The sequence below is a fragment of the Bradyrhizobium sp. USDA 3256 genome, assembly GCF_054058275.1.
Genome location: NZ_JBSSAE010000002.1, coordinates 4841943 through 4865594 on the forward strand (window position 1 = coordinate 4841943; position 23652 = coordinate 4865594).

24 protein-coding genes and 4 pseudogenes are annotated in these 23652 nt (G+C 58.6%); 14 read left to right on the forward strand and 14 right to left on the reverse strand.

The window, feature by feature from the left end; all coding sequences use genetic code 11:
* Positions 1-14 precede the first annotated feature (14 nt).
* The 4 genes and pseudogenes from ACVWY5_RS24795 to ACVWY5_RS24810 all read right to left on the reverse strand — a co-directional run.
* Positions 15-1307 (reverse strand): glycoside hydrolase family 130 protein, encoded by a 1293-nt coding sequence (locus tag ACVWY5_RS24795; protein ID WP_028336973.1) that lies wholly within the window; start codon positions 1305-1307, stop codon positions 15-17.
* Between the two features lie 33 nt (positions 1308-1340).
* Entirely contained in the window at positions 1341-3626 is a 2286-nt protein-coding gene (locus ACVWY5_RS24800; protein WP_028336974.1) for a glycosyltransferase family 4 protein, read from the reverse strand.
* Complete coding sequence (locus ACVWY5_RS24805) at positions 3623-4558, reverse strand: class I mannose-6-phosphate isomerase (protein ID WP_028336975.1); 936 nt, start codon at positions 4556-4558, stop codon at positions 3623-3625. Before ACVWY5_RS24805 ends, ACVWY5_RS24800 begins: the two co-directional genes overlap by 4 nt.
* Before the next feature lie 2601 nt (positions 4559-7159).
* Positions 7160-7291, reverse strand: a pseudogene (locus ACVWY5_RS24810) (transglutaminase family protein); the annotation flags it as partial.
* A 259-nt stretch (positions 7292-7550) separates the two neighbouring features.
* Between ACVWY5_RS24810 and ACVWY5_RS24815 the strand changes: the two are divergent.
* Positions 7551-8993: a DUF1254 domain-containing protein gene (locus ACVWY5_RS24815; protein WP_028336976.1), complete on the forward strand. Its 1443-nt coding sequence runs from the start codon at positions 7551-7553 to the stop codon at positions 8991-8993.
* A gap of 1672 nt (positions 8994-10665) precedes the next feature.
* Here ACVWY5_RS24815 and ACVWY5_RS24820 read toward each other — a convergent pair.
* The 4 genes from ACVWY5_RS24820 to ACVWY5_RS24835 all read right to left on the reverse strand — a co-directional run bounded on the left by ACVWY5_RS24820 (position 10666) and on the right by ACVWY5_RS24835 (position 12601).
* Positions 10666-10914 (reverse strand): hypothetical protein, encoded by a 249-nt coding sequence (locus ACVWY5_RS24820; protein WP_080667230.1) that lies wholly within the window; start codon positions 10912-10914, stop codon positions 10666-10668.
* A gap of 635 nt (positions 10915-11549) precedes the next feature.
* Positions 11550-11921 carry a hypothetical protein gene (locus ACVWY5_RS24825; protein WP_038377845.1) on the reverse strand — a complete coding sequence of 124 codons (372 nt, stop codon included), beginning with the start codon at positions 11919-11921 and terminating at the stop codon, positions 11550-11552.
* A gap of 270 nt (positions 11922-12191) precedes the next feature.
* Entirely contained in the window at positions 12192-12338 is a 147-nt protein-coding gene (locus ACVWY5_RS24830; protein ID WP_321176856.1) for a hypothetical protein, read from the reverse strand.
* Positions 12339-12406: 68 nt separating this feature from the next.
* Positions 12407-12601, reverse strand: coding sequence for a hypothetical protein (locus ACVWY5_RS24835; protein ID WP_080667231.1), 195 nt, complete (start codon positions 12599-12601; stop codon positions 12407-12409).
* A 186-nt stretch (positions 12602-12787) separates the two neighbouring features.
* Here ACVWY5_RS24835 and ACVWY5_RS24840 point away from each other — a divergent pair, with 186 nt between their 5' ends.
* From ACVWY5_RS24840 to ACVWY5_RS24865, 6 genes are all read left to right on the forward strand, one after another.
* Complete coding sequence (locus ACVWY5_RS24840; RefSeq protein WP_028336979.1) at positions 12788-13033, forward strand: DUF6894 family protein; 246 nt, start codon at positions 12788-12790, stop codon at positions 13031-13033.
* 255 nt (positions 13034-13288) lie between these two features.
* Positions 13289-13555, forward strand: a complete 267-nt coding sequence (locus tag ACVWY5_RS24845) for a hypothetical protein (protein WP_028336980.1) — start codon at positions 13289-13291, stop codon at positions 13553-13555.
* Positions 13548-13844 carry a hypothetical protein gene (locus ACVWY5_RS24850; RefSeq protein ID WP_028336981.1) on the forward strand — a complete coding sequence of 99 codons (297 nt, stop codon included), beginning with the start codon at positions 13548-13550 and terminating at the stop codon, positions 13842-13844. Before ACVWY5_RS24845 ends, ACVWY5_RS24850 begins: the two co-directional genes overlap by 8 nt.
* Before the next feature lie 56 nt (positions 13845-13900).
* Entirely contained in the window at positions 13901-14164 is a 264-nt protein-coding gene (locus ACVWY5_RS24855) for a DUF1488 domain-containing protein (protein ID WP_456671702.1), read from the forward strand.
* A gap of 44 nt (positions 14165-14208) precedes the next feature.
* A complete protein-coding gene (locus tag ACVWY5_RS24860) occupies positions 14209-14409 on the forward strand; it encodes a hypothetical protein (protein WP_028336982.1) in 201 nt (66 codons plus the stop codon).
* A gap of 365 nt (positions 14410-14774) precedes the next feature.
* Entirely contained in the window at positions 14775-15002 is a 228-nt protein-coding gene (locus ACVWY5_RS24865) for a hypothetical protein (RefSeq protein ID WP_028336983.1), read from the forward strand.
* 56 nt (positions 15003-15058) lie between these two features.
* On the opposite strand, the pseudogene ACVWY5_RS24870 reads toward ACVWY5_RS24865, so the two are convergent.
* Positions 15059-15294: pseudogene (locus tag ACVWY5_RS24870) on the reverse strand (DUF6894 family protein).
* A 473-nt stretch (positions 15295-15767) separates the two neighbouring features.
* Positions 15768-16058: a 30S ribosomal protein S21 gene (rpsU, locus tag ACVWY5_RS24875; protein WP_028336985.1), complete on the reverse strand. Its 291-nt coding sequence runs from the start codon at positions 16056-16058 to the stop codon at positions 15768-15770.
* A 423-nt stretch (positions 16059-16481) separates the two neighbouring features.
* On the opposite strand from rpsU, the gene ACVWY5_RS24880 reads away from it, so the two are divergent.
* The 4 genes from ACVWY5_RS24880 (at position 16482) to ACVWY5_RS24895 (ending at position 17622) form a co-directional block, all read left to right on the forward strand.
* Positions 16482-16691 carry a cold-shock protein gene (locus ACVWY5_RS24880; protein ID WP_028336986.1) on the forward strand — a complete coding sequence of 70 codons (210 nt, stop codon included), beginning with the start codon at positions 16482-16484 and terminating at the stop codon, positions 16689-16691.
* Between the two features lie 95 nt (positions 16692-16786).
* Positions 16787-17047, forward strand: coding sequence for a transcriptional regulator (locus ACVWY5_RS24885; protein WP_321176857.1), 261 nt, complete (start codon positions 16787-16789; stop codon positions 17045-17047).
* A gap of 225 nt (positions 17048-17272) precedes the next feature.
* Positions 17273-17452, forward strand: coding sequence for a hypothetical protein (locus ACVWY5_RS24890; RefSeq protein ID WP_028337486.1), 180 nt, complete (start codon positions 17273-17275; stop codon positions 17450-17452).
* Positions 17453-17496: 44 nt separating this feature from the next.
* Positions 17497-17622, forward strand: coding sequence for a hypothetical protein (locus tag ACVWY5_RS24895; RefSeq protein WP_321176858.1), 126 nt, complete (start codon positions 17497-17499; stop codon positions 17620-17622).
* A 333-nt stretch (positions 17623-17955) separates the two neighbouring features.
* Here the strand turns inward: ACVWY5_RS24895 and ACVWY5_RS24900 are convergent.
* Both ACVWY5_RS24900 and ACVWY5_RS24905 read right to left on the reverse strand, forming a co-directional pair.
* A pseudogene (locus ACVWY5_RS24900) lies at positions 17956-18119 on the reverse strand (DUF3606 domain-containing protein).
* Between the two features lie 103 nt (positions 18120-18222).
* Positions 18223-19029, reverse strand: a complete 807-nt coding sequence (locus ACVWY5_RS24905) for a transglutaminase-like domain-containing protein (RefSeq protein ID WP_028337485.1) — start codon at positions 19027-19029, stop codon at positions 18223-18225.
* 608 nt (positions 19030-19637) lie between these two features.
* Here ACVWY5_RS24905 and ACVWY5_RS24910 point away from each other — a divergent pair.
* The 3 genes and pseudogenes from ACVWY5_RS24910 to ACVWY5_RS24920 all read left to right on the forward strand — a co-directional run.
* On the forward strand, positions 19638-19772 hold the full coding sequence (locus tag ACVWY5_RS24910; RefSeq protein WP_016841200.1) for a hypothetical protein: 135 nt from the start codon (positions 19638-19640) through the stop codon (positions 19770-19772).
* A 23-nt stretch (positions 19773-19795) separates the two neighbouring features.
* Positions 19796-19954: a hypothetical protein gene (locus ACVWY5_RS24915; protein WP_321176859.1), complete on the forward strand. Its 159-nt coding sequence runs from the start codon at positions 19796-19798 to the stop codon at positions 19952-19954.
* Positions 19955-20404: 450 nt separating this feature from the next.
* A pseudogene (locus ACVWY5_RS24920) lies at positions 20405-21145 on the forward strand (cation:dicarboxylate symporter family transporter); the annotation flags it as partial.
* Here the strand turns inward: ACVWY5_RS24920 and ACVWY5_RS24925 are convergent.
* Positions 21124-21447, reverse strand: coding sequence for an antibiotic biosynthesis monooxygenase (locus ACVWY5_RS24925; RefSeq protein ID WP_028337483.1), 324 nt, complete (start codon positions 21445-21447; stop codon positions 21124-21126). The pseudogene ACVWY5_RS24920 and the gene ACVWY5_RS24925 sit on opposite strands and share 22 nt — an antisense overlap.
* Before the next feature lie 166 nt (positions 21448-21613).
* Positions 21614-23407, reverse strand: a complete 1794-nt coding sequence (locus tag ACVWY5_RS24930) for an adenylate/guanylate cyclase domain-containing protein (RefSeq protein ID WP_028337482.1) — start codon at positions 23405-23407, stop codon at positions 21614-21616.
* Positions 23408-23652 lie beyond the last annotated feature (245 nt).

Here is a 23652-nt window from a genome sequence, read left to right on the forward strand (position 1 = left end):
GTGCGATTTCGGATTCAGGACATCGACTGCAGCAGCGCAGAAATCTTGATGGTCGCGAAATTGGAGAAGGTGTCCGATACAGCGTACGGCAGAATGAGTTGATCGTTGTGGGTCATCGCCCCGCAGGTATAGACCACGTTGGGAACGTATCCTTCGCGTTCGCCTGGTTCGGACCGCAACAACGGCTCGCTCGAACGCGCCAGCACCCTGGACGGGGCGCGCTTGTCGAGCAGCACGGCACCAATCGAATATTTCCGGACCGGGCCGACACCGTGCGTCAACAGCAGCCAGCCTTCCTGCAGTTCGATTGGTGATCCGCAGTTGCCGATCTGCACAAACTCCCAGGGAAACTGCGGCTTCAGGATCGCCTGACCGCCTTCCCACCTGTACAGGTCGTCCGAATAGACCAGATAGAGATTCTCGTTATCCTGTCGCGCGATCATGGCATACTTGCCGTCGATCCTGCGCGGGAACAGCGCCATGCCCTTGTTGCGAGCGGCGGCACCATGCAGGGGCGACATGTGAAATGATAGGAAGTCACTTGTCTCGATCAATTCCGATCGAATCGCCGTGCCCTTGTAGGCGGTATAGGTTGCATAATACGTCGTCCGTCCGCCATCGCTGAATTCCACGAAGCGGGCGTCTTCGATGCCGTTGGACTGGGATTCCGTAACCGGAAAGATAACGCGTTCGCTGATATCCTGCTCTGGCCTGAAGATGACCTCAACTTCGTCGCCGATCGGTCCGGGTGCCCGATATCCGATCCTGGGACTCGAGGCGAGCCGGGCTGTCGGATCGACCGTAATGCTACCGTCGGCCGCGATGGTGCCAGCGCGAAACGTCAGAGACGACACATGTCCTTCGCCGATGGCACGGAGGCTGAGAACGAAGCGCAGGCTGCCTGGGGGGGCCCCCGACTGGTCGGGGTGCGGAACGATGCTGGGATTGAACAGTGCCGATGCTTCGAACGAATACTCATGCAAGAAATAGGCGCCGATGAGCTGGCGCTGGACTTCGGAAAAAATGCCGTGCGTCGTAAGTGCCTCTTCCATTTCGTCGGCCCGGAGCTCAAACGTCTTCAGGAGGTTGAGGTGTCGGCCCTGGAAGTTCTCCAGCACGTCCGCCAGTTGGCTCGCCGCTGTCTTCGCGTCGAGCGCAAGAACGCGCTCGACGATATGGTTGGCGCGCGTCTTGTCGGTCGGATTGAGATCGCGCGGTTCGGTCGCCGGCTTGAACGGGCGCACGATCACGCGGGCGGGGTCGGGACGCAGATGGAGTGCCTGCCGATTCAAAAAAGTGGCTTGCAATGGAGTTCCTCTGTTCGCCCGAGTCATGCCTGATCAGGCGCCAACGGCCCGAAGCGATACCGGGTTTTTTGGGTTGACATCAGCGCGCCCAAGCTGACGGATATCGGCAACCGCCAGGAGATAGGATACGACTGACTCGCCCCCGCAATTTTCATTGGCACGATCGGGGTGCAGACCGTCGCGGCAACTGCCAGTCTCGGGATCGACAAGCGCAACCGACAGATCGTTGCTGCCGAGAAACCAGCAGAACACCTTCGTCGCGAGCGTCTTCCATTCTGCATCGCCGTCCGCGCGCCACGCAGTCAGGCAGGCCGCAATCGTCGCTGTTGCCTCCAACGGCTGTTGATCGAACGCGCGAGGGGGTTTTCGTCGATCGCCGAACCCGGCGGTACCGACCGGCCTGAAATGGCCCGCTGCCCCCTGTTGGGTCGTCAGCCAGCGCAGGGATCTTAGCCCGGCCTCGACATAGCTGGGTGTTTGCGTCGCCATACCTGTGGCGACCAAAGCCTGAGGCAAGCGCGCATTGTCGTAAGCGAGACCCTCCTCGAACCACACCCAGTCCGGCGTCTCGACCGACGACAGACTGGACATCAGCTTGCCGGCAAGAAGATGACGGATTTCCCGGGCGTGAAGATCATCGGGAGCGGTCGCACAATAGGCGTCCAGACCAAGCAACGTGAAGGCCCATGCGCGAGGTGAACGAAACGTTGCCGCGGCAGGTAGTGCTTCGGCAAACAGGGTAGCGGCCCAGCGACGCCGTGACACGCTGGCGTCCTTGCGCGCGCAACCGCCCAGGGCCCACAACGTTCGCCCGTGACTGTCCTCGGACCCCCTGTCTTCGAGCCAGGTTCGGTTGAAGCCCATGAAGTTACGAAATCGTCTGGTGTCGGGATTCCAGGCATGCTGCACGAAAGCTGCAAAGCAGCCCGTCAGAATTTCCGAAAGGGGCTGCTCGCCCGGTTCATTGAGTGCGCAAGCCAATAGCAACGCGCGGGCGTTGTCGTCCACGCAATAACCGTGCGCGCGATCGGGTACCGAATGCACGGCGTGCTGGAACAGGCCGGTATCGTCGCACATCGATAGAAAGTGCTCCAATCGCATGTCAGGCGCTCCCGCGGGGCTGAGCGGCGCGATCGCCTCAGGCGCGGCGCGCGCGATCACCTTCAGCCGGTGGCCCTGCCGCGCATGCTCGAAGGTGGTTATGTAACGCTCGGCGGTGCGCTCCCATGTCATCGACCGGCTGGTGGCATAGGCCCGCTCGCGCATCGCCTGCTGGCGGGGGTCGTCGGTGAGCAATTCAGCGATTTCGTGGCCGATCCCCGCTGCATCCCCAAAGGAGACGAGGATGCCGCGCCCATCGGCCAGTAGCTCGCGCGCATGCCAATAGGGTGTCGAGACGACAGGTTTGCCGAGGCCAAAGCTGTAGGCCAGCGTACCCGACGTCATCTGCGCTTCGTTGAGGTAGGGCGTGACGTAAACATCGCACATTGAGATGAACTCGAGCAGCGTGGCCTGATCAACGAACTGGTTGAGAAATACGACGTGATCTTCAACGCCGAGTTCGCGCACGCGTGCCGTCAGGCTTCCGCGATAGGCTTCACCTTGATCGCGAACCAGGTTTGGATGCGTCGCGCCGAGCACGACATAGACCGCATCCGGTCGTCGTTTCAGGATCGAAGGCATGGCGTCGATCATGACCTCGATGCCCTTGCTGGGCGACAACAGCCCGAATGTCAGAATGACGGAGCGGCCGCTGAATCCTAATCTTGCTTTTGCCGTGTCCGGCGCGACAAATGGAAAGTCGGGGATGCCATGGGCAATGACTTCGATCTTCTCGTGCGGAACCCGATAGACGCTATGCAGTAGCTCACGGCCCTTGTCGGCCATCACGACGACCTTCGCGGACGCCTCGACAATTCGCTCCGTTACCGTGCGCTGGAGTGCGCTGGGGCTCGCCAGAACGGTGTGCAGTGTGGTGACGACCGGTATGGTTAAGTGCGTCAGCAATTCGAGGACGTGGGCACCGGCATCGCCGCCGAAAATCCCGAATTCGTGCTGCAGGCAGACGACGTCAAATCGACCGGCGTTCAGGGAAGCTGCGGCGCTCGCATACTCCCGAGGGCTATTGTCCCTGATCTGCAGAACGACCGACGCAGGATAATCATAGGTCTGATCGCGGTCGGTCATCGCCACGACGCTGGTCTGCAGGTTTGGTCCTGAATTCGAGATCGCGCGTTGCAGGTCGGTCGTGAATGTTGCGATGCCGCAGCGACGAGGCAACGAATTGCCGATCAGCGCAATCCTGCGAAGCGGCGTCACGTGCGCGCCTCTGCAAGGGCTGTCCATTTCGGATCATCGAGCGCGGTTGATTGAGCGGGTTGGGTCGACGGCTCGCAGAGCCTCTGCAAAAGCGAAACGATTGGCCGGGCCGCCGGATACGCAATCAGGGCGGTCAAGCCATTGGCGCCAACCTCGATGCTGCTACGGTCACCGCCAACGAATATCGCCTGCCCGATTGACACCGTGGCCAATCCGATCGCCGCATGGCCGTCGAGAACAAGAACCCACGTCTCCGGTTCGGCAACCAGCGCCCAGCTTGAAGCCTCCTGTAGGTCAACACGCTCGAGCACGAAATGACGGCTGGCTACGAGAACCGTCCGTTCATCCGTTAGGCGGGTCGGATTGGCTGGGGATGGAAGCGGCCACGCGTTGGCAACGGCGACCGCATTGTCGATGTGCAATTCACGGTGTCTGTCATAGTCAAACAGGCGGAACGTGGTGTCGCTGCGCTGCTGAATTTCGGCCAGCACGATGCCGCCACCGAGCGCGTGGATTGTGCCGGCAGGGATGAAGATGACATCGCCTTTCGCAACTGGACGCCAATGAACCAGTTCAACGATCGAGCGGTTCGAGATCGACGCCCGCAATTCCTGCGGCGTTACCCGGCGGTTCAAACCAATGCCGATCTGCGCGCCCGATTTCGCCGAGATGATGTACCATGCTTCGCTCTTGCCGTTCGGCATCCCCATCGCGCGCGCGAAGGTGTCGTCCGGATGGACCTGGATGGACAATGGCCCGCTTGTGAACAACAGCTTGAGCAGCAGCGCAGGAACAGGAGCGTTCTTGTCGGCTCGCTCGAACCACAGCTCCCCCACGGCGTCACCCGTGCCGTCGATGTCGCTCCATGGCTGGAGATCGCTGACGCCCCAGGGCTTGTGCATGGCCCGCAAGGAAGCGTGTTCGATGGGCATGGTTGTCCTGACGCGTGACGCGGACGCCGGAGCGACGTGCCGCTGCTCGATCTCGTCGATTACGATTTGCTTGGCTAAGGCGTCGCGTCTCCGGACACGCCTTCTTGCAGGAAGCCGGTGACGCTATCGATTATATGGAGACTGGTGCATCCAATAGCAAGCTTTTCGCGATTCGCGGTCGCTATAGTAGAAACAGTGCTTACAGCCATTGCCTTGGCGATTTCTCTCGACATCGTGCAGGAAAGGGCGTCTGCTGCAGTTATCACCGTCCGCCCTTGTCTGCTATCGCTGACTGAGAGACCTGTACTCCCGCCACAGAGAGGGAGGTCAGTATGTCCACCATCCCAAAATTCAAACTTCATGCCGGCGCGGTCATTATCCAGGGGTGATGCCGGGGCGGCGGAGAACGCCCTGCGCGATACGCCATCGAGACGCCGCTGCTCGGTCGTGGTGGGCGAAGTCCACGTTCCGCAAGGAGTTGCGGAATGAGCCAGCTTGGCCTTGCCGGCTAGGATGTCAGAAGCCGGCGTTGAGCTCTCGGATCATCTCCGCGCGGAGGCTTTCTGGGTAACTGCGGCCATATCGGTCGGCCACTGAACGTCGCATTCAATAGCTTTCCATCGCACGCAAAAACGCCGCCCGCTTAAATAAAGCGCAGGCGGCGGCTTACCAGCCCCGGGAAGGTGAGAGTAAAATCCCGATAAAGGTTGGTCTCCGCGTGACGTGCTGAAGTTCATCACGTCGGACAAGAACGAGACCAAAATTCAAGATGGCGGCTGTAGTCCCGGCGAGGTCAGCCACTTGTTGAGCTCCCCGGCAACATCGATCTGCCGGGCTTTTCGCAGAAGCTCCGTGCGGCGAACGCCAGCGGGCATTCCCTTGGCCTGTAGGCGGAGATTGATCGCCTCTTGCGAGAGGCGGTATTCGAATGTCGAGGATTGTCCTAGGGACCGTTGAGCCGGCATGTATAACGCTCCGCTGCGGGGTTGAGCGGGAGCGCAACTTGCGTTCACACCACCGATAGATGCTATAGGCCGCTCGATGGCAGTGGGACAGTGCGCCTTTATCTGTCGAATAGCGAGCGCTTTGTTCGGGTCCTGGCAGGAACTATTGCGAATTTCCGGAAGCTAGTCGATGGTCTGTAATGCAGTACTGGCCCGGCAGTAACTCTCTTGCAATTCTCCGCCCTGGCGGCGACCTTTCTGTGATCCGCACTTGCGCCTTACGACGCTGGCGTCGAGAGGCAACGTGCCGAAGACAGAAGCCAAATTCAAATTGAAGCAGGAGCTGCAAACCGAGCGCTTCTATTGGCGCTGCTGATCTCTGAGCAATCGGCTGATCGCTCGTTCAACTTCGCTGACAGCCTCCGCTCGATTGAAGGCAATTCCGGTTCGGGGTGACCGACCGTCTCGCTCAACCATTTCCAGCCGGGCGGATTGATCGTTTGGACCACCGTATATTTAATGCCCTGATGTTCCATGCGCGATCACGACTATGGGGTTAAAGCAACCGTACGCGGCGACAAACCTCGGTTACTCAGCATCGCTTGAAGTCTTCTTCGAACGGTCGACGCGGACCGCTTTGAATTCCGCTGGCCCGTCAAGCAGGCGCTGCTTTCTGGCCGATTGGTCCTTAGAACTTGCAGAGTGGTCTGCCCTCCCATCCAAAACCGTGCCCGCCAGATGAAGAGCGCGCTTTCGTTGGCGGCCCACTCGGCGATCTTTAGCATCGTTCGTCATCTTACAGGGTCTCTTGATTGGCGCGCATGTTCGGAAGCGAAACTCAGCAACCGTGGCAAATATTCTTGAGCTTCGCGGCGGTTCGGGCTTCTTCCGCAAGAAATGGATCCTTGTAGCCTGACGATGAGTCGATGCCGGCTTCGGCGGGCTTCCTGGCTTTTGGAGGAAATGCCGCATCGTAACAGGAGAGACGCGCGCTGGTGCTTTCGATCGCACGGCAGTTCGGCTCCGCGGCAAAAGCTGATGGCGTGTATATGCCCAGTACCGATGCCAGCAAAAGCGCCGCGGTTCATGTGCCGCTTCGAACCATCCTCATGCTGAACACTCCATAGCTATTTGGTTTTACTCGCCCAGGTGGGACTCTCGCCGGTCCAGGCCGGAAGATCATCCCATTCGGCCCAACGCATCCGACGCTCCTCACCTCCGACCCTCACGAAAACAAAGGGCGCATCGTCCCGGCCAGTTTTCGAACCAACGAAGATTGCCGGAACCCCGTAGGCATCCCTGATGATTGCCGTGTTTGCCATTTTGGGCTCCCGTTTGGCCTGAACTGGCTCAACGCCCGGTTTGCAGTTCTGACGCATGGTGATTGAACGGACACCGCTATAAAATGGCCGTCACCGCAATCAGCAGTACGAGGAAGACCGGTACCAACAGAGGTGGTACGAGCCACTCACGAATGTCGAATTTGTCGGAATTTGACATCTGACCGCCTTCTCTTGGGTTGAGGCGGGAGCGCAACGCTCTCAGTCACCGATAACAGCCACGTAGCGCGCGGTGATGCGAACTGTGTAGCAGTCTACTAACCAATTAGCGAGATCAATCTCAGCCGCCTGGTACCCAATCGCCCAAGGCAAGCGCTTTACACAAGTTCATCAGTCCGCACCTTGAAGCTGACGAGCATGTTGGGTCCGAAAGTTTGGGCGATCGGAACATCCGCCGCATCGCGGCCTTGCGCGATCAGGACGCGGCCGATTCGCGGAGTGTCGTTGCGCCTAATCAGGCTACTCTAAACATCTAACTACGCCGCGTACTCATAAATTAACCGCGTGGATCGATGTCCGCTTGTCTCCACAATACCGGCGCGAAAGCGGACGTTGTCGGACTTCTGAGAAGGGCCAACAACGGACCTCCGGGCCGGCTTAGGATTGCTGATTTTGCATAGTCAGCCATCGCGGCATGTGCGAAACTTCTCTAACTACTCAATCTGAGCGTGCGCGTTTTGGCACAAGCCACTGGAAGGACTGCCGAAAATGTTTACTAAACGCGATCTTCTTCGTTCGGCCGCATCGGCTGTCATCATTGCATCAACGGCGAAGTCCGTCCCCCTGTACGCACAGACCAGCGACGACCGCCCAGGTTTCTTCAAAGCAAAAGACATTGCCGAGGAAGGGTTCATCTACGGCCTGCCAATCGTGATGAACTATGCCGTCATGTACGAGTACGCAGTAGATCGGAATTCGGGACAGTTCAAGGCGACGTTCAATCAGATCAAGAATGAACCTAATGTCTTCACCTATAAAGATACGGCAATCGTGACGCCAAACAGCGACACGCCTTATTCGTTCGCGTGGCTGGATCTGCGGGCGGAGCCGGTGGTGCTCTCGGTGCCGGCAATCGCCCCCAAGCGCTACTACTCGGTCATGCTCTGCGACGGTAATACCTACAATTTCGGCTATATCGGCACCCGTGCCACAGGGAGCGAGGCCGGCGACTACATGGTGGTCGGGCCCGACTGGAAGGGCGACACCCCGGCGGGTATCAAGCAGGTGTTTCGTTCGAGCACACAGTTTTCCCTTGCGGGCTATCGCACCCAGCTTTTCGGCCCGGATGATCTCGACAACGTCAAGAAGGTTCAGGCTGGCTACAAGGTGCAGCTGCTATCGGCCTACCTGAAGCGGCCGCCGCCGCCGGCCGCCCCGATCATCGACTTCCCGAAGATCGACAAGGAACTCGTGAAGACCAACTTCTTCGAGTTTCTTGACTTCGCGCTGCGGTTCGCGCCGGCGCAGGGTAATGAGAAGGAGATACGCGCCAAGCTCGCACGCATCGGCGTCGGGCCAGGGAAGACCTTCAACTTCAAGGACCTCCCTCTGGAGCAGAAACTGGAGATCGGCCTTGGCATGAAGGAAGGCCAGCGGAAGGTTGACGAGGCCGTCGCCAATGTCGGCAAAACAATCAATGGCTGGCGGGTTAGCGGCCTTCCAGGCGATAGCGCGCACTACAATGGCGACTGGATGAAGCGTGCCGTCGCCGCTCAGGCCGGCATCTATGGGAATGACCCGGCGGAAGCGACCTATCCGTTCACGCGCGTTGACAGCGATGGTCAGACGCTCGACGGCAGCAAGTACGGTTACACCCTGACATTCGCACCGGGCCAGCAGCCACCGGTGAACGCGTTTTGGTCGCTGACGATGTATGACGGCAAGTCCCAGCTCCTGATCGAAAATCCCATCAACCGCTATCTGATCAACTCGCCGATGCTGCCGAACATGAAAAAGAATGCGGACGGATCACTAACGCTCTACATCCAGAACAAGTCGCCCGGCGCTGACAAGGAAGCAAACTGGCTGCCGGCGCCTAACGACACAATCTATCTTGTTATGCGGCTCTACTGGCCGAAGACCGAAGCACCTTCGATTTTGCCGCCGGGCGAAGGGACATGGCAGCCGCCAGGCATAAAGCGGGTCGCGTAGAGCGACACAGAGGCCAACTAAAAGCACGAGCACCGCGCGGTGGAGAACCTAATTCCCGTGCGCCGGCTCATTGAAGGAATGCAATGTCGCCTTAGGGTCATGAACGACAAAAACTCAAGTCGAGCATAATGGGTCCGCTTTCAGGTGCATAGCGACCAGTTGAACCTGACAGCCGAGCCATGGTTCAAGCCACCAGACGGAGGGGCTGACCCCGGCAGTGGGTCAGTGCCTGGAATTGGTAGGCAGCCAGCCGGAACTATCTCCGCCGTAAGGGTAAGGAAATCTGGAACGGAATGCCTAGGCGCGACTTGGATTCATGAGATCGTCGCTCGCCGTCAACTACACGGCGCATGTCGCGGATAGCCAAAGGTCCTACAACGGGACCCCCCCTGTTCTCAAATACAAGCGCCCGCGCAGATAGCCAAACGTTCCGGTCTCCAGTTCCATTGAATGGAGCACCGTGCTCGCAGGCGGAAAGCCGGCGGGAGGGTAGGCGCGTTTCTCTGCCCAAAGGAGACTTCGCTATGCCCGACCGCATTGACATAGACCACAAGCACAGCCGAGCGATTCTTAAAGTCATTGGACAGCAACTGCGCGCGTCGCTGAAGCTTGAGCCGGAGCAACCGGAGAGTCTCAGAGCGCAAATCGAACGGCTTCGGGATTTGGAGGAACGCCCACCAAATCGTTCCCGTTGACGAGCGTGGTGAAAAGGCCGCTGAAGCCGGCCTTTTTCAGATTGTTCCGTCAAAATGAACAGAGCATCTCGGCCAGGAAAGTGACGCTCAAAAAAGGCGACCGTCGCCTATGGGGCGAGCGGCGATGCTCTTGCTGATCGTATGATTTCCGCTTGACGGTCAGACGCGCTGACATCCGCCGGCACCGTTCCTCGACCCGGGCGGCGGCGTTCACGGATTCGCGAATTTCATTTCGCCTAGCATCGAGAGACGGATGAGTGAATAAGTTCGCCAAGAAGATTGGGAAAGTTGATCCTTGGGAAGGGTCGATCCTTCGCTGAGAACCCGAAGCGGCTTCGAGCTGGGGCGGGAGCGCGATCGGTCTCACCGATAGATGCCACAGAACCGTGCGGCGATGGCGTAAGATACTTGTCGGATTCCGGAGTCGAGCCAAATTGGAAGGGATGCGTAGTCGCAGTTGCAGCGTTGTCGCCATCTAAGTCCTCCCGAAAGCCGAACGGCGATCACCTCCACGCTCGCAGTGCCGTTCCGTGTCGCCCAGCCGGGACATGGCGAGCTCAAGTTGGAATACCCGATCTCGGGCTTCCGCCATGCCCCGCTCGGTTTGTGCCCGAAGCTCCACGCTGCGGTCGATAGCGCGCTGAGCGCGGTCGAATAGCTCTAAGGACTGTTCACTGAGTGGTTCGGCCATGGCGCACTCCCCTTGCTATGTAGGCGGGAGCACGACGGTCTCTCAGTCACGGACGCCCACGGGGCAAGCCTTGACCGGTGATGAGCAGTAAACTACTCGATGTCGCTTCGCTAGGGAAGGTTTTGGCGAACCGGTGCTTCGGCCCCGACGGAAACCAGACGACAGACCAAGATCTTCCAGGCAGCGCCGGATGCAGCGGGCTCGCAGCCAGCCAGAAGATCCGTGTCATCATGATCCAGCCGTCGCATGCTGCGACGGCGAACGAGTAGCGTTGTTCCGAGATATTTCAGCAGCCGCGGCAGATAGTCTTCAGCTTGGCAGCTGTCCGAGCTTCTTCTGCTGCAAACGGGTCTTGGTATGGAGGCCGACCCGCGTCGTTTTCAACGATCGTGGGCTTTTCCAACTTCGGAGGATAGGCCGCGTCGTAGCAGGCCAGGCGTGCGACCGTGCCTCCGATGGCGCGACAGTCCGGCCCCTTGGCGATGGCGCTTTGCGCGCATGTAAACAAAACCAACACTGCAACAATACTTCGCATCGAATTTCCTTCACATGGTCGCTTGCCATATGGGTACGAAACCAAACTCTACTTCCAGGAAGGCCACTCCCATCCGACACTTTCCGAGAAGCCAACGGGCAAAACAGTCACTTGTCCTGTTGTAGGCTCCTGCATTGATCGTTGCGCCACCATCTCGCTGGAATCGAGAGTTAGCTGCCATGATCCGATCTTTCGGGCTCAGCCGCCGCCGTAGTTGTCCTGATCCTTTTCGGCTCAGGCAGAGCGCCTGCCAGTCTACATTGCTGAAGGAGCAGTGACGCAAAATAGATATCAAGGCATCGAATCGAATTCAGCAGGCACCCTACCTGCTCGAAAGAACACAGTGGGCTGGTCGTCATGGTCGCCCGTCTCGGTATCCGAGCTTGTCGAGAAGGCAACGACGCCTGCCCTGCTCATGGCGAGCCTTTCGGCAGTTCGACGCGCACCTTCCTCGCTCCGGCACGCAATTGGCGCATCGGCCTTTAACTGATCGCCTTTCGCAGGGTCAAAGCATTGAACGAGAAAGTGCGTCTGGCGCGACATCTTGACCGCTCTTCAGGACCGTCGTCCATTTTCTACCGAACAGCTATGTACTTTCTAACGCACAGTCTCGGTCCGGCTTGCCGGTGCGCTCGTCAACTCTTTGTCGCTGTGGTTGCGAGCTCGGTTTCGATCCCGGTGGCACAAGCCTTGGCGAACGAGTAGTCCATGCTCGTGGATGCCACATTCTTCACGATTTCGCTGACGACGTTCTCTCTGGAGTAAGCGCTTGCTGCCTTGAATTTGGCGAGAGCGCCGTCCGTGGCTGTAAACTGGGCGACGCAAAGCGGTACCAGAACAGACATCCGGCCGCTGGTCTCCGCCGTGGCGCGCATGATTCTGGCGCTTTCCCCCGTGACCCAACCACCCCAGATAAATCCAATCGCCATGGTTGCCACCGCGCCGAACGCGATTCCTTGAAGGAAGCGGGTCCGTGCCTCGCCTTGCAAGATTGCAGGAAGTTTCATGAAGGTCGCCTTTCTTGAGCGCGCGCAGAGACGCACCTGCGACGCTGACGCGCTGTGATAAACACAATGTTATGATTGCGCCTTCCGATGGCACGTGAGCTGCTGCTACGACGACAGGCGGCGACTTCGGAAGTCGCTACTTCATGGGCAGCTTCGAGGTGAGCATTTTGCTAACCTGTACACGGACGCTATATGGCTGGCTTGATGGTGTAAAGGACGTTCTGTTCTGCGGCGCGCTGCGCCCGCAAATTGTCATTCGTGTCATAAACGTCACGGTATCAGCACCTGACATTGCGAGCATTGAAAGCTGCTGGTCTCCGGATCAATGCAGGCAAACCCGGCCGGCACATGATCGGCGCGTGTAGCGGTGTCCCCCTTCACATAGGCGTAGCCATCCGCCTGTGAGAGCCGTGCCACGTCGAGCCTCCCACAACGTGGACACTCAAGGTCTACGGTCCATTTGTCGCGCAGGGTCTCGCGCGTAGTCATTCGCGGCTTTTCGGGACGGAACCACGCGCCCCCAGCTCATCGGCCTGGCCGGAATCAATGAATTCTTGGGCCTGCGCCTTGGTGGCGAAGGTAATGAGTCCATTGCCGACTACACCACCGTCGAGGAATTCGGCCACTGCGTATCTGCCTCCAATGGAGGGGCGAGTCGTCCAGCCGATGCGTTTTTTCATCTGTTGAGTATGCGCCGTGGCCGGTCAACATACCAGCCCCAACCTCACCACGATCGAACTGACCCATCGTCCAAGATTGAGGAATGCTTGGAAGTCGGCTAGCTTGGCACCATCACCGATCCGATTTGGGCATTTCCGGTGACAGAGAGACGCTACAGCGCTCCCGCCTAATTCGGGAGCGATTGCATGCGTCGGTACTTTTTCGATCAGCGCGAAGGTGACCAGATGATCCCCGACGAACAGGGGATAGATCTCGTTTCGCTGGAGGTTATGCAGCACGAGGCAACCTTGGCGCTGGCACACTTGGCCAAGGATGAAATTCGACGCTGCACGATCGATGCTCCTGCACGCCGTCTTGCAATCAACGTTCGCGACGAAGATGGACCGGTCTTACGGGCGACGTTCACCTTCGAGATCAGGCGTTTCCAGTGAGGCCATATTCGCCTCGCCGGCGCGAGAGGTCGTCAACGCCCGATGCGCCTGCAATAGAGCCCTCACAGTAGTCAAAAGCAGGAGAAACAGTGGGCGCATCATGATGCGTTCGCCGGCGGTACAGCGATCGCTTGAGGCGCTCCGGCCGCGACATCGGACCGCGAGAAAGCGGTAGCTAATGCGGCTGAAAGAGCGCATGGTGGCTTATGGGCGAGCCGACATCGGCGCCCGAGCATCGGCAAAAGGCGGGCGCACATGGCAACTCGCTCGCGACGGGAAGTTGTCACCTTCAAGCATTCGTTCCAGATCAGGGGCATCGATCATCCCCTGCCTGCCGGAAGTTACCAGGTCATCACAGACGAGGAGATGATCGAGGGACTTTCCTTCGCATGTTATCGCCGAGTTGCGACCATGATCATCGTGCCGGCAGGCTCGCATGGTTCCAGGATGGAAATGTTTTCCATCGGCTCCATCGATCTGGCGGATGCACAACGGATCGACGCGAGCACGCCGGATGACTGACGAGCCGCTCGATCTCGACAAGCATCGCGGGATGGTGGCGCAGAAGGCGACGGAAATCCGTCGCGCAATGACGGATGTCGAGAGCCGTGCGCGGGAGCTGCGCGAACGGCAGAGCGTGCTGGAAAGCGGACTAATGTCGGTCGCTACGACCTCTTGGCCGGAAGCCGCCGCCAAGGCACGGTACGTGCTGAATATCTATGCTGCGAGCCTATCGCCGGGCGACACAAGGCATCGCGATCTTGTCGCGGCGATTCTGGCGGACTTTGCCCGGCTCGATGGACAGGGCTGAAGCTGTGCCGGCTTCGGCCAACGGCAACGGATGAGTCGCATGGCACTTGAACAAGTATGTTTCACCAGTTTCGCGTACGACCGCATGATCGTCCGGTTCTCGATGTGCGACGGCGCGAAGGTCATCCCCTGCTCGACTCGACCTCCGCAATGGATGAGCTGGAAGGCGTGGGACGCGCAGCATCGAGCGAGCGCGAAGCACAGTTCATGCGACTCCGAGCGCGCATTGAAGCCCGCGCCACCGTCAAATACATGGCGGGCGAGTTCGAAGGTGTGCCCGCCGGGATCATCCCGAGAAGCATCGACTTCAGGACGCCATGATAGTCGCACACCACCGATGTAGTGAAAAACAAGGGAGTCCACGCTTGAAGGGCGACATAGTCAACAGTGATGGCGTGCACGTCGCCGTAGTGATCGATTCCGTTATTTTCGACCTTAAGGGCCGGAAGCTTTACGATCTGAAGGGCAATAGGATTTATCGGCTCTCCAGTGAACTGGTGGGTCACCTCGACGAAACCGGCGGCTCTTTAAGACGACTCGACAAGTCGGCAGACAGTTTGTTCTAGCAACTTCCGTAATGGAGGCGTAGTCGCTGGAACCGGACGAAGGCGGCAAGAGATCGTGAATCGTAAGGCCGCCGCCGGCGACGGACGAACACACCGAGGCCTAAGCCGAAGTCGTGTCTCCCGAGACCCGTCTCATAACTTAGGGAGGATCGAGTGCCAGGGATAATCAGAGACCGAGTCTTCGGCCGCCAGGGCGCAACCGCCGCGGCGCGAGAAGCCAACAAGATGTTCCGAAAAGTGGAGGCCGCACCGAGCGAGCAAGCCAAAGCTGGCAAAGCATTCCAGGCCAACCGCGAGCGTCTCAAGGCCGAGCGATTGGCGCGAGAATCCAAGCATCCCGTCAAACCGACAACAGGGTCCGCTAGATGACGTCGCGTCATCGCGAAGCGAGGCAGGCGATCGTTCGCGAATGGGACCACTGGATCAAGACGCAGCCGCTTGATGGAAAAGCCTGCGCACGCGACGTGCGGCGATTTTTCCTCGAAATCAAAGCCAGACGCGAGCCAACACTACTGGATTTTCGGTCAAGCGCCGAGGACAAATGGCAGATCGTCCATCAATGGCTCATGGCGGAGCAGCGGATCTCAAGCTAGGCAATTGTGAGCAGACCAGGAACCGACAGCGAGCAACGCCGCCAGCTGCAGCGCAGTTACTGCTTCGTCTCGCTTCTGTCGAAAATGAGAGCGGCTTGGAATACGCGTCCAACGACGGTCTCACCTCAACCGAGAGGTCCGGTCGATCGTCCAGAGTGGCGAGGTCACGCGCTAGGCCCGCCAGCGATTTTGCTGCCTCGACTTCAGCTTCACGCTGCGTTGCAAACTCCATCCCTTCCTCATCGGGATAAATTCCGGTGTCGTCTCTGATGTCGAAGTAGTAGCGGATCATCCGCGTTTCCTTTCGGCGGCAGCAGATGATATGCAGATTTCGCTCCTCGTTATTGACACAGTCAGACTTCTGCTCCCTCGCAATGCCTTTACAAAGGATCTTGTGCGCTGGGTTGGGGTCCTGGACGCTTAGGAGCTATTTCGGGAACCCCACAGAGAGCATAGCGAATAGAGCGTCATCACCCTCAATCTGCGCCGTTTCTCGGCTGGTCGCGTACCCGTAGGCCAGCTCAACGTTTGCTTCGGAAACATGCCATTTCCAGCGCGTGGGCTCTTGAGGCGTCACGGTGACCTCTAGCAAGCGAGGCGTGAAATAGGTTTTCATTTCCTCAACATGCCTCTAACCCATCCGATTCCTAGACATATCCGCTGCCACAATCCAACTGAACGAATTGAAGCTCTGCCTCTCTGAGACCATCCGGCTTTCGATAAGTCTCGCGCGACATTTCGGACCCGTGTTTTACGTCAGCGGAGTCAGCCCGGCCGATATCCTTGCTGGGTGACGGTGACCTGCGGCAAAGGCGGCTTGCGCTCTGGAAGTTTTTTCTTCGGAGGCGCCGGCAGCAATCCTTCGCGGATCGCCTGCTTCCGAGCGAGCTTGCGGGCCCGACGAATGGCCTCCGACCTTTCTCGCGTCTTTCTTTCCGAAGGCTTCTCATAGGCGCGGCGTTGCTTCATCTCCCGGAAGACGCCTTCGCGCTGCATCTTTTTCTTCAGGACTCGAAGTGCCTGGTCGACATTGTTGTCGCGAACAAGGACCTGCATCAAAACTCCCCGGTGGCTGCGAACTGGAATAGTCCTGCACGCAGCCTTCGCGCAGGGACGTTCACGATGTGGGAATGAGAGTAATGGCGAAATTCATCGCCGGCTTCGAACAAGCCGGCCTGCTCGCCGTGCTGATACGGTTGGTAGAATGACCGGATCACTACCGTACGGCCGTGTCAATCGATTAGGCTTCCGTCGGCGGGCCCGTTCGAAGCTCTCGATCGGCGGCGGAGACGCCCAACTGAAACAAATCAGCCCCACCCCTTGTATATGGGCCGCACATAGCGTAAATGTAGACTGTATTCGATGAGCCGCTGTGCCTTGTTGAACGCGCTCGCGGGCTCCTTTTCCAAAGACATCGACGAAGTTGAAATTATCGCGTGGTTGTCACGCGGCATGCTCTCGTGCGCTTTGGAGAACAAGATGACGACAGGTACTGTTAAGTGGTTCAATAGCCAAAAGGGCTTCGGTTTTATCCAGCCGGAAGACGGCAGCAGCGATGTGTTCGTTCACATCAACGCCGTCGAACGGGCCGGTCTTTCGAGTCTCGCAGAGGGACAAAAGGTCCACTACGAGGTCAAGACCGACAGGATGCGGGGCAAGGTCAGCGCTGAGAGCCTCTCGCTGGCGTGAGTTTCGTCGTGTCGTTTCACGGATGTACTGAAACGGCCATGCTGCCCGCTCGATCTCAGGATTGAGCGGGTTTTGCTTGTTGAACGGTGGTGAGCATGAGCGTCAGGAGGCCAGCAGAATCGTCGCCCGAAAGCATGGCGCGTGCCAACCGAAAGCGATTGGCCGCTGAAGAAGGAGCGCGCGCGATAGCGGAGGTCGGAGGGCAAGCCATCGAGGTTCGCAAGAACATGGCGCGGCTTCGAGAGCTCCGCGAGACCAGGGAAGCTGCAACGCGTCTGGCACCCGCCTGCACCATGCGAGGGCGTGGCCATGCACAAGCGCAGGCATATGTATCGAGCGCGCGATCTGGCTTCTGAGCTCATGGAACTCGAAGTTCGAATGCGTGAGATGGTGGCGAAGGGTGTCGACGCTTTGAAAGTGCCCGTCCCCGACACGTTCCTGGGTCGAAAGACCTATGAGCCTTTCCCGCAAGAGGAGAGCCAGTGCGGAGAGGGAAGTCTTCGTAAGGGGACTTCGGATCCGGTCGGTACTTAGCCTATGACACGGCGAAGCTTGCATGATCGTGCAAAGGTGCTGAGGCCATGGCCGATCCAATGCTTGCCCGCGCTCAGCTAGCCATCGAAGAAGGCGAGCGTCTACGCTCCCAACGGCGCACCCTCACGGATGCTTTTGACGAACATACTGCGCAGCTGCGCCGGGCGATTTATGAGAGCGCCAGCGCCCGCATGGAAAGAAAAGCACTGCGAGACAATAAAGAGTAAAGCCGTGCGGAGCGTTCATGTGCAAGCAGTGCGACGAGCTTCAAATGCAGATCGACATGTTTCGACGCGCACTCGGTCAGCGTTTTGATCCGCTCACCACGGACCGCCTCAAGGTTAGCCTTGCCGAGATAGAAGCGAAGAAGGCCGCGTTGCATCCGGAGACGAAGTAATTCAGTTGGCGAGCCTCTCGTCGTTTCCTTCCTCTTCAAGGAGAGCCGCATAAGCTTCAGGCGCCTCAGCAAACGTTTGGCATCTGCTCCCAAATGCGGCGAAAGCGACTATTCGATCCTCATCCAATGCGCCCCTCACCATTACTGACGTGGACACGAATTGCAGAGATGCGCTCTGACCGTTCGGCTAGAGCGAGAACTTGGCAGACGCAACGAGCATCCGAATTTGTCACCAAACCAACTTGAGAAGACCGACAAGCAGTCCTGACAGACTTATCGTGAGAGCAACATCAACAAGGAGGAGCAGCCCTGCGAGAATGCTCCGGTTCGATCTCACCATGTCAATTCCTTGCGGACTGCAGCGGCAGAATTGCCTACCTTTGCTGTAAGCGAGCGCGCGTTATACCGAGTTCGCGGGCCCAGTATTTGACCTCATCATCCTCGTTCATGTTGATCTTGCTGCGGTCAGGTTGACCCGGCCTGATCAGCTTATCCATGTGACGTCCCTATTCGGGCTGCGGGAATTTTCGTACCCTGCGTTGGAAAACCGGAAATCGCTCTGCGAGTGGCCCGTTCCAAGAATAGGCGATGGCTCATTCACTACGCGATCTCGTCAGTCCAGACCCTAAAACTGACCAGAGAATTCTGCCCGAATGTCTGGGTAATGGGAACATCAGCGGCGTCGCGCCCGTATGCGATCAAGATGCGGCCGATCCGCGGCACGAAGTTGCGGGGATCGAAGGTGTGCCATCGGCCTCCGAGATAGGCCTCAAACCAGCCAGCGAAATCGCCCGGAGCCCAAGGTTTCGGCGCGCTCACATCGCTCAGATACCCAGTACAATATCGAGCCGGGATGTTCATACGGCGGCAGAACGCAATGGCCAGGTGGGCATAGTCGCGGTAGACACCCTTACCCTCGTGGCACGCCTCAAACGCCGTCTTGCTGGAACTGGCATGCTCGTATCCGAACGAAATATGGTTGTGCACGAACTCACAGATCGCCTGCACCCTGGCCAAGCCCGACGGTGTATTCTGAAACAAAGTCCAGGCGATATCGGAGAGACGGTCCATCTCGCAATAACGACTGCCGAGCAGATATAGCGAGGTGTCAGCAAGCAGGTCCTCCACAGCGTGCTGAGCAGCTGATGGAAACACTGGATCTGGCAAGCCGCAGTCACGTACACAGCCATCGGCTGCGAGCCGCATGCGCCCGGCAGGCGCGACAATGCGGCTGCACCAATTGCCGAATGAGCCGCGATACCTCATGATCGGTACCGCAGGCTCTGCTATCAAGAAATCCGGAACGACGATGTCTGAGGCGCGAGAGATGTGAGTGCCCAGCACCATGATCACGGGCGTCGGTTGCGGAAAATCATAGAGCATCTCGAATCCGACATTGATCTTCATTCGAAATGCTTTCTCGGCTGTGTGCGCTCGTTAGAGGTGGCGACCGAGCCACCCGAACAAGGCTTTCACGGCGGGTAAGACAAACGGATGAATGCGTACTGCGCGATCAGGACTATATGACGCAGCGCTTGTTCCAGATCTTCGCCGTGCAGTTACTTTAGCATCGCTACCGGCACACGGCATTTTAGTGCTCGCTATCGGCCAGCCACAGGCGTAGGGTGGCAGGCATCACCGTATCATCAACGGCATCGACCGGTGACTGAGGGTCACGTGCGCTCCCGCCAACGGACTAGCAGGAGCGTTCGATGTCGCGCTTTCGTGCCTCGGAGTGGATCGTCCCACCGGTGATCGTGCCACTGTTTCTTCTGCTTCTCGTATGTGCGGCTGCCATCCTCAATGGCTAGCACGACTCTCTTGGTCTGCTCGATCGCAGGGAGAACTTATCACGCAGACGCCACTTTCGGCGCGGCGCGGAAAGACCGTCATGACGCATCTCGCGCGAACTCGGCACGAGGGCAACATCGGCGTCCGCGTCGTTACGTCGCCCGCAAGGCATATTGCAGCCGAATGGGCTGGAAGAACTCAGACCCCAATTGGAGATAGACATCATGGCCAAGGGACAGCAACGCGGCAATCGCGAAGCCAAGAAACCGAAGAAGGAAAAGGCAAAGGTGATCGCAGCGGCGCCGAGCCGCAAAGAGGCCGCCTGGCAGCCGGACTTCGGTCCTGCAAAGAAGAAGTAGGCAGAGGTTGAAGCTTTGTTTCGATGGCTTCCAAGATCCCGAGCGAGATGGCGCTGGAAGTAGCCCTCTATCAGTCTTGGAACGTCATTTTCGTCATCACAAGCGGCACAACGCCGTCAAGCGTTAAAGCGATCGCTGAGGACACTGAGCTTCTCCTCGATGCCTATCGACGGCGGTACTGAGGACGACAGGCGCTCCCGCCTCCTAGCTGGGGACTCTCCATGTGCGAGAAGTGCATCGAACTCGACAGGAGAATCGAGCATTACAAAAAGCTCTCAAGCTTTGTAACCGACCAGACCGCGCAAGAGGGAATCCGCTTTCTTATTGCAAAATACTGCGCAGACAAGAAAGCGATTCATCCGGATCAGGGATAACGCCGCCTGGCTGTTGGGCGAAGCATTCCGCGGGCTCTTCGCGCCGCCACGACGACGTAGCGATCTTCAAATAGAAATTCGAAGCCCGCCGGTCGTCGGCATTAGTCCATAAGTGCTCGACCAGAGCTTGCGAGAAGATATCGAGATCCGCCACCCGCGCGGCAAGTCGCTTGGTCCTCTCCTCCCAATCGCGTCCGCTCGTTGCAAGGTGGCCATGTCGCGCTTGAGGTCCGCCACAACGGCAAACCGTCCGGATACTTGGTAAAGCTGATAGGACTCTTCTACTTGACCTCGGCGGTCTTCGTGTTTGGCATTCTCGGGCAGATCGCGTGGTGGTCCGGATTCCGCATCCGGATTCCTACTTTACATCAAGGAGGAGATCCTGATCGTGCTCGGGACCTCCTCTCCCGATGCGGGTGCTGCCGAGCTTGATGGAGAAGCTGAAGCGTCTCGGTTGTTCGAAGCCCGTCGTCGGGCTGGTCGTGGCGACAGGCTAATTGTTCAACACCGATGGCTCCTCCATTTACATGACACTCCGGCGCTCTTCGTTGCCCAGGCCGCCACCAACACGGACCTCACTCTCTCGCAGCAGATCGCGATCCTTGCCGTCGCAATGCTGACGTCGAAGGCGCGAGCGGTATCACCGGCGCGTCCTTCATCGCGTTGGTCGGAACGTTGTCGGTCGTCCCGACCATCGCGGTCACAGGCATGGCGCTCATTCTCGGCATCGATCGTTTCATGAGCGAGGCGCGGGCACTTGTGAACGTGATCGGCAACGGCGTGGCGACGATCGTGATTGCGCGGACCGCGGGCGAGCTCGATCCAGTCCGTTTGTATGATGTGCTCGACGCCAGGATGGCGGCGGCCGCCGAAACGATGGGAGCTCCGGCGGCGCTGATCGATGATAAGCCGCTCCCTGCTCACAACTTCGTCCACCTGCCCTCGCGGTCGCTCAATCGCGGGAGAGGGATCATCGACTATTTGCACTTCCTCTCGTAGCTTTTGACGGGTTCGAGCCACTCAAAACGCCGCTCCGACTTCAACATGTTCTTGAGCTTGCCCTCGTATTCGACCCGATACTCTTTTTTCAGGTGGTAATCTTGGAAATACTGCGCGCTGCATGCCCAGGTTTCGTAGAGTACCAGGGTATCGGAATCCTCCACCGAACGGTGAAGATAAGTGTTTACGAAGTCCGGTTCATTCGACATTTCGTCGAGCACCTTTACGAGGCTCGAATAGAGTGCTTCGCGTGCTTCGGCCTTGACGGGCAAATGAACGATGAATGAAATAGTCTGAGACATGGATAAGCTCCCAGAGTTAGACCAAATGTGCTCAATCAGCCGTTTCGGCGGCGTTCAGCTCGGCGCAGCCGTGGCGGACTTAAGCAGCTGATAATCTTCGATGACATCCCTGGCTCCTATTAAACAAAAAAGCGATGCTGCAAGAGCAGAATTGAACGTTTACTCCTTATGGTTGGGATCGCGTTGTCCCTAGATGGGCTGCGAGGTGGACACCTTCAACGAGAAGCGCATAATCTTCGGGGCGCAACCAGGGTGGCCTTTCCTGCCACCGCTCAAGCTGCTCCACCGATTGCGGGGGGACAAGTTCGAGCGCTTCGCGCGCCTCGTCCGAACGCCCGAGATGAGCAAGCGACGCTGCAATGTATTGGAAGGTGACAACGTAACCCGGACGGAGGCGAGCAGCTTGGCGCAACGTCTGCAGCGCAGCCGTGAAATCGCGTGAAAAGAACTGCAAAAGCCCACGCCAGATCAACCAAAGCCAAATCAGGGGATCGTGTGGGCTGGCACGCATTGCCTGCTGCAGCCTTTCGAGTGCTTCCTCTCGATATCCGCCGAACCCGAGCACGCAACCAAGCATGCTGATGACAAAGCCGCTGTTTGGATTGAGGGTAATTGCGGTGCGCGTTTCCGCGATGGCCGCTTCCCATTCGCTACCCCACATCATCATGTGTGCAAGTACGGCATGCGCCGTCGCATCCTTGTCGTCCAGCGATACCGCGATTTGCGCTTCGTCACGCGCGTTTTCTTGAACCTCCACGAAGGGGCGGCTCGAAAAGTGCCAGATATCCCACTGGAGAGCCAACGCATATCCATAGTGGCCGGGCGCGAAATGCGGGTCGAGCGCGATCGCTTGGCGGAAGAAGGCCAGCGCGACCTTGTTCTTCTCCGGCCGATATTTGTGGAGGTGCCAAAGGCCGCGCTGATAGGCTTCCCACGCGTCAAGCCGGTCTGGCGGTTTGCGGAGCACGCGCTCTTGCTCAGCGGCAGCCAGTGCCGGCTCGATAACCGCGGCGACGCTCCCGGCGATTTCATCCTGTACCGCAAAGATGTCGCTGAGGTCGCGGTCGTAGCGCTCGGCCCACAGATGTGCGCCGGTGAGCGCGTCGATCAACTGTCCCGTGATTCGTATCCGGTCGTCGGCTTTGCGTACTGAGCCCTCGAGCACATAGCGAACTCCTAGCTCGCGCCCAGCCTGCTTCACGTCGACGGCACGCCCCCTGTAAGTAAAGCTCGAATTGCGGGCGATCACGAAAAGCCAGCGGATACGCGAGAGCGCGGTAATGATATCCTCGACTATGCCGTCGGCAAAATATTCCTGTTCCGGATCGCCGCTCATGTTTTGGAACGGCAGAACCGCGATCGACGGCTTGTCGGGTAGCGGGAGTACCTGAGGTTGCGGAGATATCGCGTCAGGCAAAACCATCCCGAGATCACCACTCGACCTTGTTGCGTAGATGCGCACAGGGCGATTGATGTTCTTCAGCCTTTGCTCGCCAAGATCAGCGAACTCCACCGCGACTCTGCCACGAATCTGATCGTACACTGAAGCCGAGATACAGATGCCGCCCGGCTCGGCTATGCTCTCGAGCCGGGCAGCGACGTTGACGCCATCGCCAAGGATGTCATCTTCTTCGATCAGGATGTCGCCAAGGTTGACCCCGATCCGAAACAGCATGCGCCGAGCCTCGGGGACCCCATTGTTCCGCTGGGCCATCACCGCTTGCATAGCCGCCGCGCACTCGACCGCATCTACTACCGAGGGAAACTCAAGCAGGACGCCGTCCCCAGTTGTTTTGACGATCCGACCGCGGTTTTCGGACACAAGTGCGTCAATCACTACTCGGTGCTCTCGGAGGGTACGGGCGGTGCCGATCTCGTCGAGGCCCATGAGCCGTGAATAGCCCGCGACGTCAGCCGCGACTATAGCCGCCAACCTGCGTCCGACCCGCGTCTCCGGCATGTGTGCGCTCTGCTCCAGAACTGAGCATGTAGTGGTCTCGCGAGGACAGTCCGATACTCATCGATCGCTCGGCTGACTTCCGAAGAAGTCTTTAAGCCTTCGATCCCCTTCTGTCGGTCGGCGTCGGCTTCGAACAGGCTTGCATCGACTGCAAGTCCATCCCTGCTGACCATTCGCTGTTAATATAGCAGCATACGACGCTCTCGAACAACCGACGGAACAGATCACTCCGCGAAAAAGCATGG

Excerpts from the sequence above, each read along its gene's own strand:
- ACVWY5_RS24880 (WP_028336986.1), top strand. The coding sequence starts at position 16,482 with ATGACGACAGGTACTGTTAAGTGGTTCAATAGCCAAAAGGGCTTCGGT.
- ACVWY5_RS24825 (WP_038377845.1), bottom strand. The coding sequence starts at position 11,921 with ATGAAACTTCCTGCAATCTTGCAAGGCGAGGCACGGACCCGCTTCCTT.
- ACVWY5_RS24890 (WP_028337486.1), top strand. The coding sequence starts at position 17,273 with ATGGCCGATCCAATGCTTGCCCGCGCTCAGCTAGCCATCGAAGAAGGC.
- ACVWY5_RS24850 (WP_028336981.1), top strand. The coding sequence starts at position 13,548 with ATGACTGACGAGCCGCTCGATCTCGACAAGCATCGCGGGATGGTGGCG.
- ACVWY5_RS24845 (WP_028336980.1), top strand. The coding sequence starts at position 13,289 with ATGGCAACTCGCTCGCGACGGGAAGTTGTCACCTTCAAGCATTCGTTC.
- ACVWY5_RS24905 (WP_028337485.1), bottom strand. The coding sequence starts at position 19,029 with ATGAAGATCAATGTCGGATTCGAGATGCTCTATGATTTTCCGCAACCG.
- ACVWY5_RS24815 (WP_028336976.1), top strand. The coding sequence starts at position 7,551 with ATGTTTACTAAACGCGATCTTCTTCGTTCGGCCGCATCGGCTGTCATC.
- rpsU (WP_028336985.1), bottom strand. The coding sequence starts at position 16,058 with ATGCAGGTCCTTGTTCGCGACAACAATGTCGACCAGGCACTTCGAGTC.
- ACVWY5_RS24915 (WP_321176859.1), top strand. The coding sequence starts at position 19,796 with ATGGCTTCCAAGATCCCGAGCGAGATGGCGCTGGAAGTAGCCCTCTAT.
- ACVWY5_RS24895 (WP_321176858.1), top strand. The coding sequence starts at position 17,497 with ATGCAGATCGACATGTTTCGACGCGCACTCGGTCAGCGTTTTGATCCG.
- ACVWY5_RS24865 (WP_028336983.1), top strand. The coding sequence starts at position 14,775 with ATGACGTCGCGTCATCGCGAAGCGAGGCAGGCGATCGTTCGCGAATGG.
- ACVWY5_RS24910 (WP_016841200.1), top strand. The coding sequence starts at position 19,638 with ATGGCCAAGGGACAGCAACGCGGCAATCGCGAAGCCAAGAAACCGAAG.
- ACVWY5_RS24820 (WP_080667230.1), bottom strand. The coding sequence starts at position 10,914 with ATGCGAAGTATTGTTGCAGTGTTGGTTTTGTTTACATGCGCGCAAAGC.
- ACVWY5_RS24925 (WP_028337483.1), bottom strand. The coding sequence starts at position 21,447 with ATGTCTCAGACTATTTCATTCATCGTTCATTTGCCCGTCAAGGCCGAA.
- ACVWY5_RS24930 (WP_028337482.1), bottom strand. The coding sequence starts at position 23,407 with ATGCCGGAGACGCGGGTCGGACGCAGGTTGGCGGCTATAGTCGCGGCT.
- ACVWY5_RS24835 (WP_080667231.1), bottom strand. The coding sequence starts at position 12,601 with ATGAAAAAACGCATCGGCTGGACGACTCGCCCCTCCATTGGAGGCAGA.
- ACVWY5_RS24805 (WP_028336975.1), bottom strand. The coding sequence starts at position 4,558 with ATGCCCATCGAACACGCTTCCTTGCGGGCCATGCACAAGCCCTGGGGC.
- ACVWY5_RS24855 (WP_456671702.1), top strand. The coding sequence starts at position 13,901 with ATGTTTCACCAGTTTCGCGTACGACCGCATGATCGTCCGGTTCTCGAT.
- ACVWY5_RS24885 (WP_321176857.1), top strand. The coding sequence starts at position 16,787 with ATGAGCGTCAGGAGGCCAGCAGAATCGTCGCCCGAAAGCATGGCGCGT.
- ACVWY5_RS24840 (WP_028336979.1), top strand. The coding sequence starts at position 12,788 with ATGCGTCGGTACTTTTTCGATCAGCGCGAAGGTGACCAGATGATCCCC.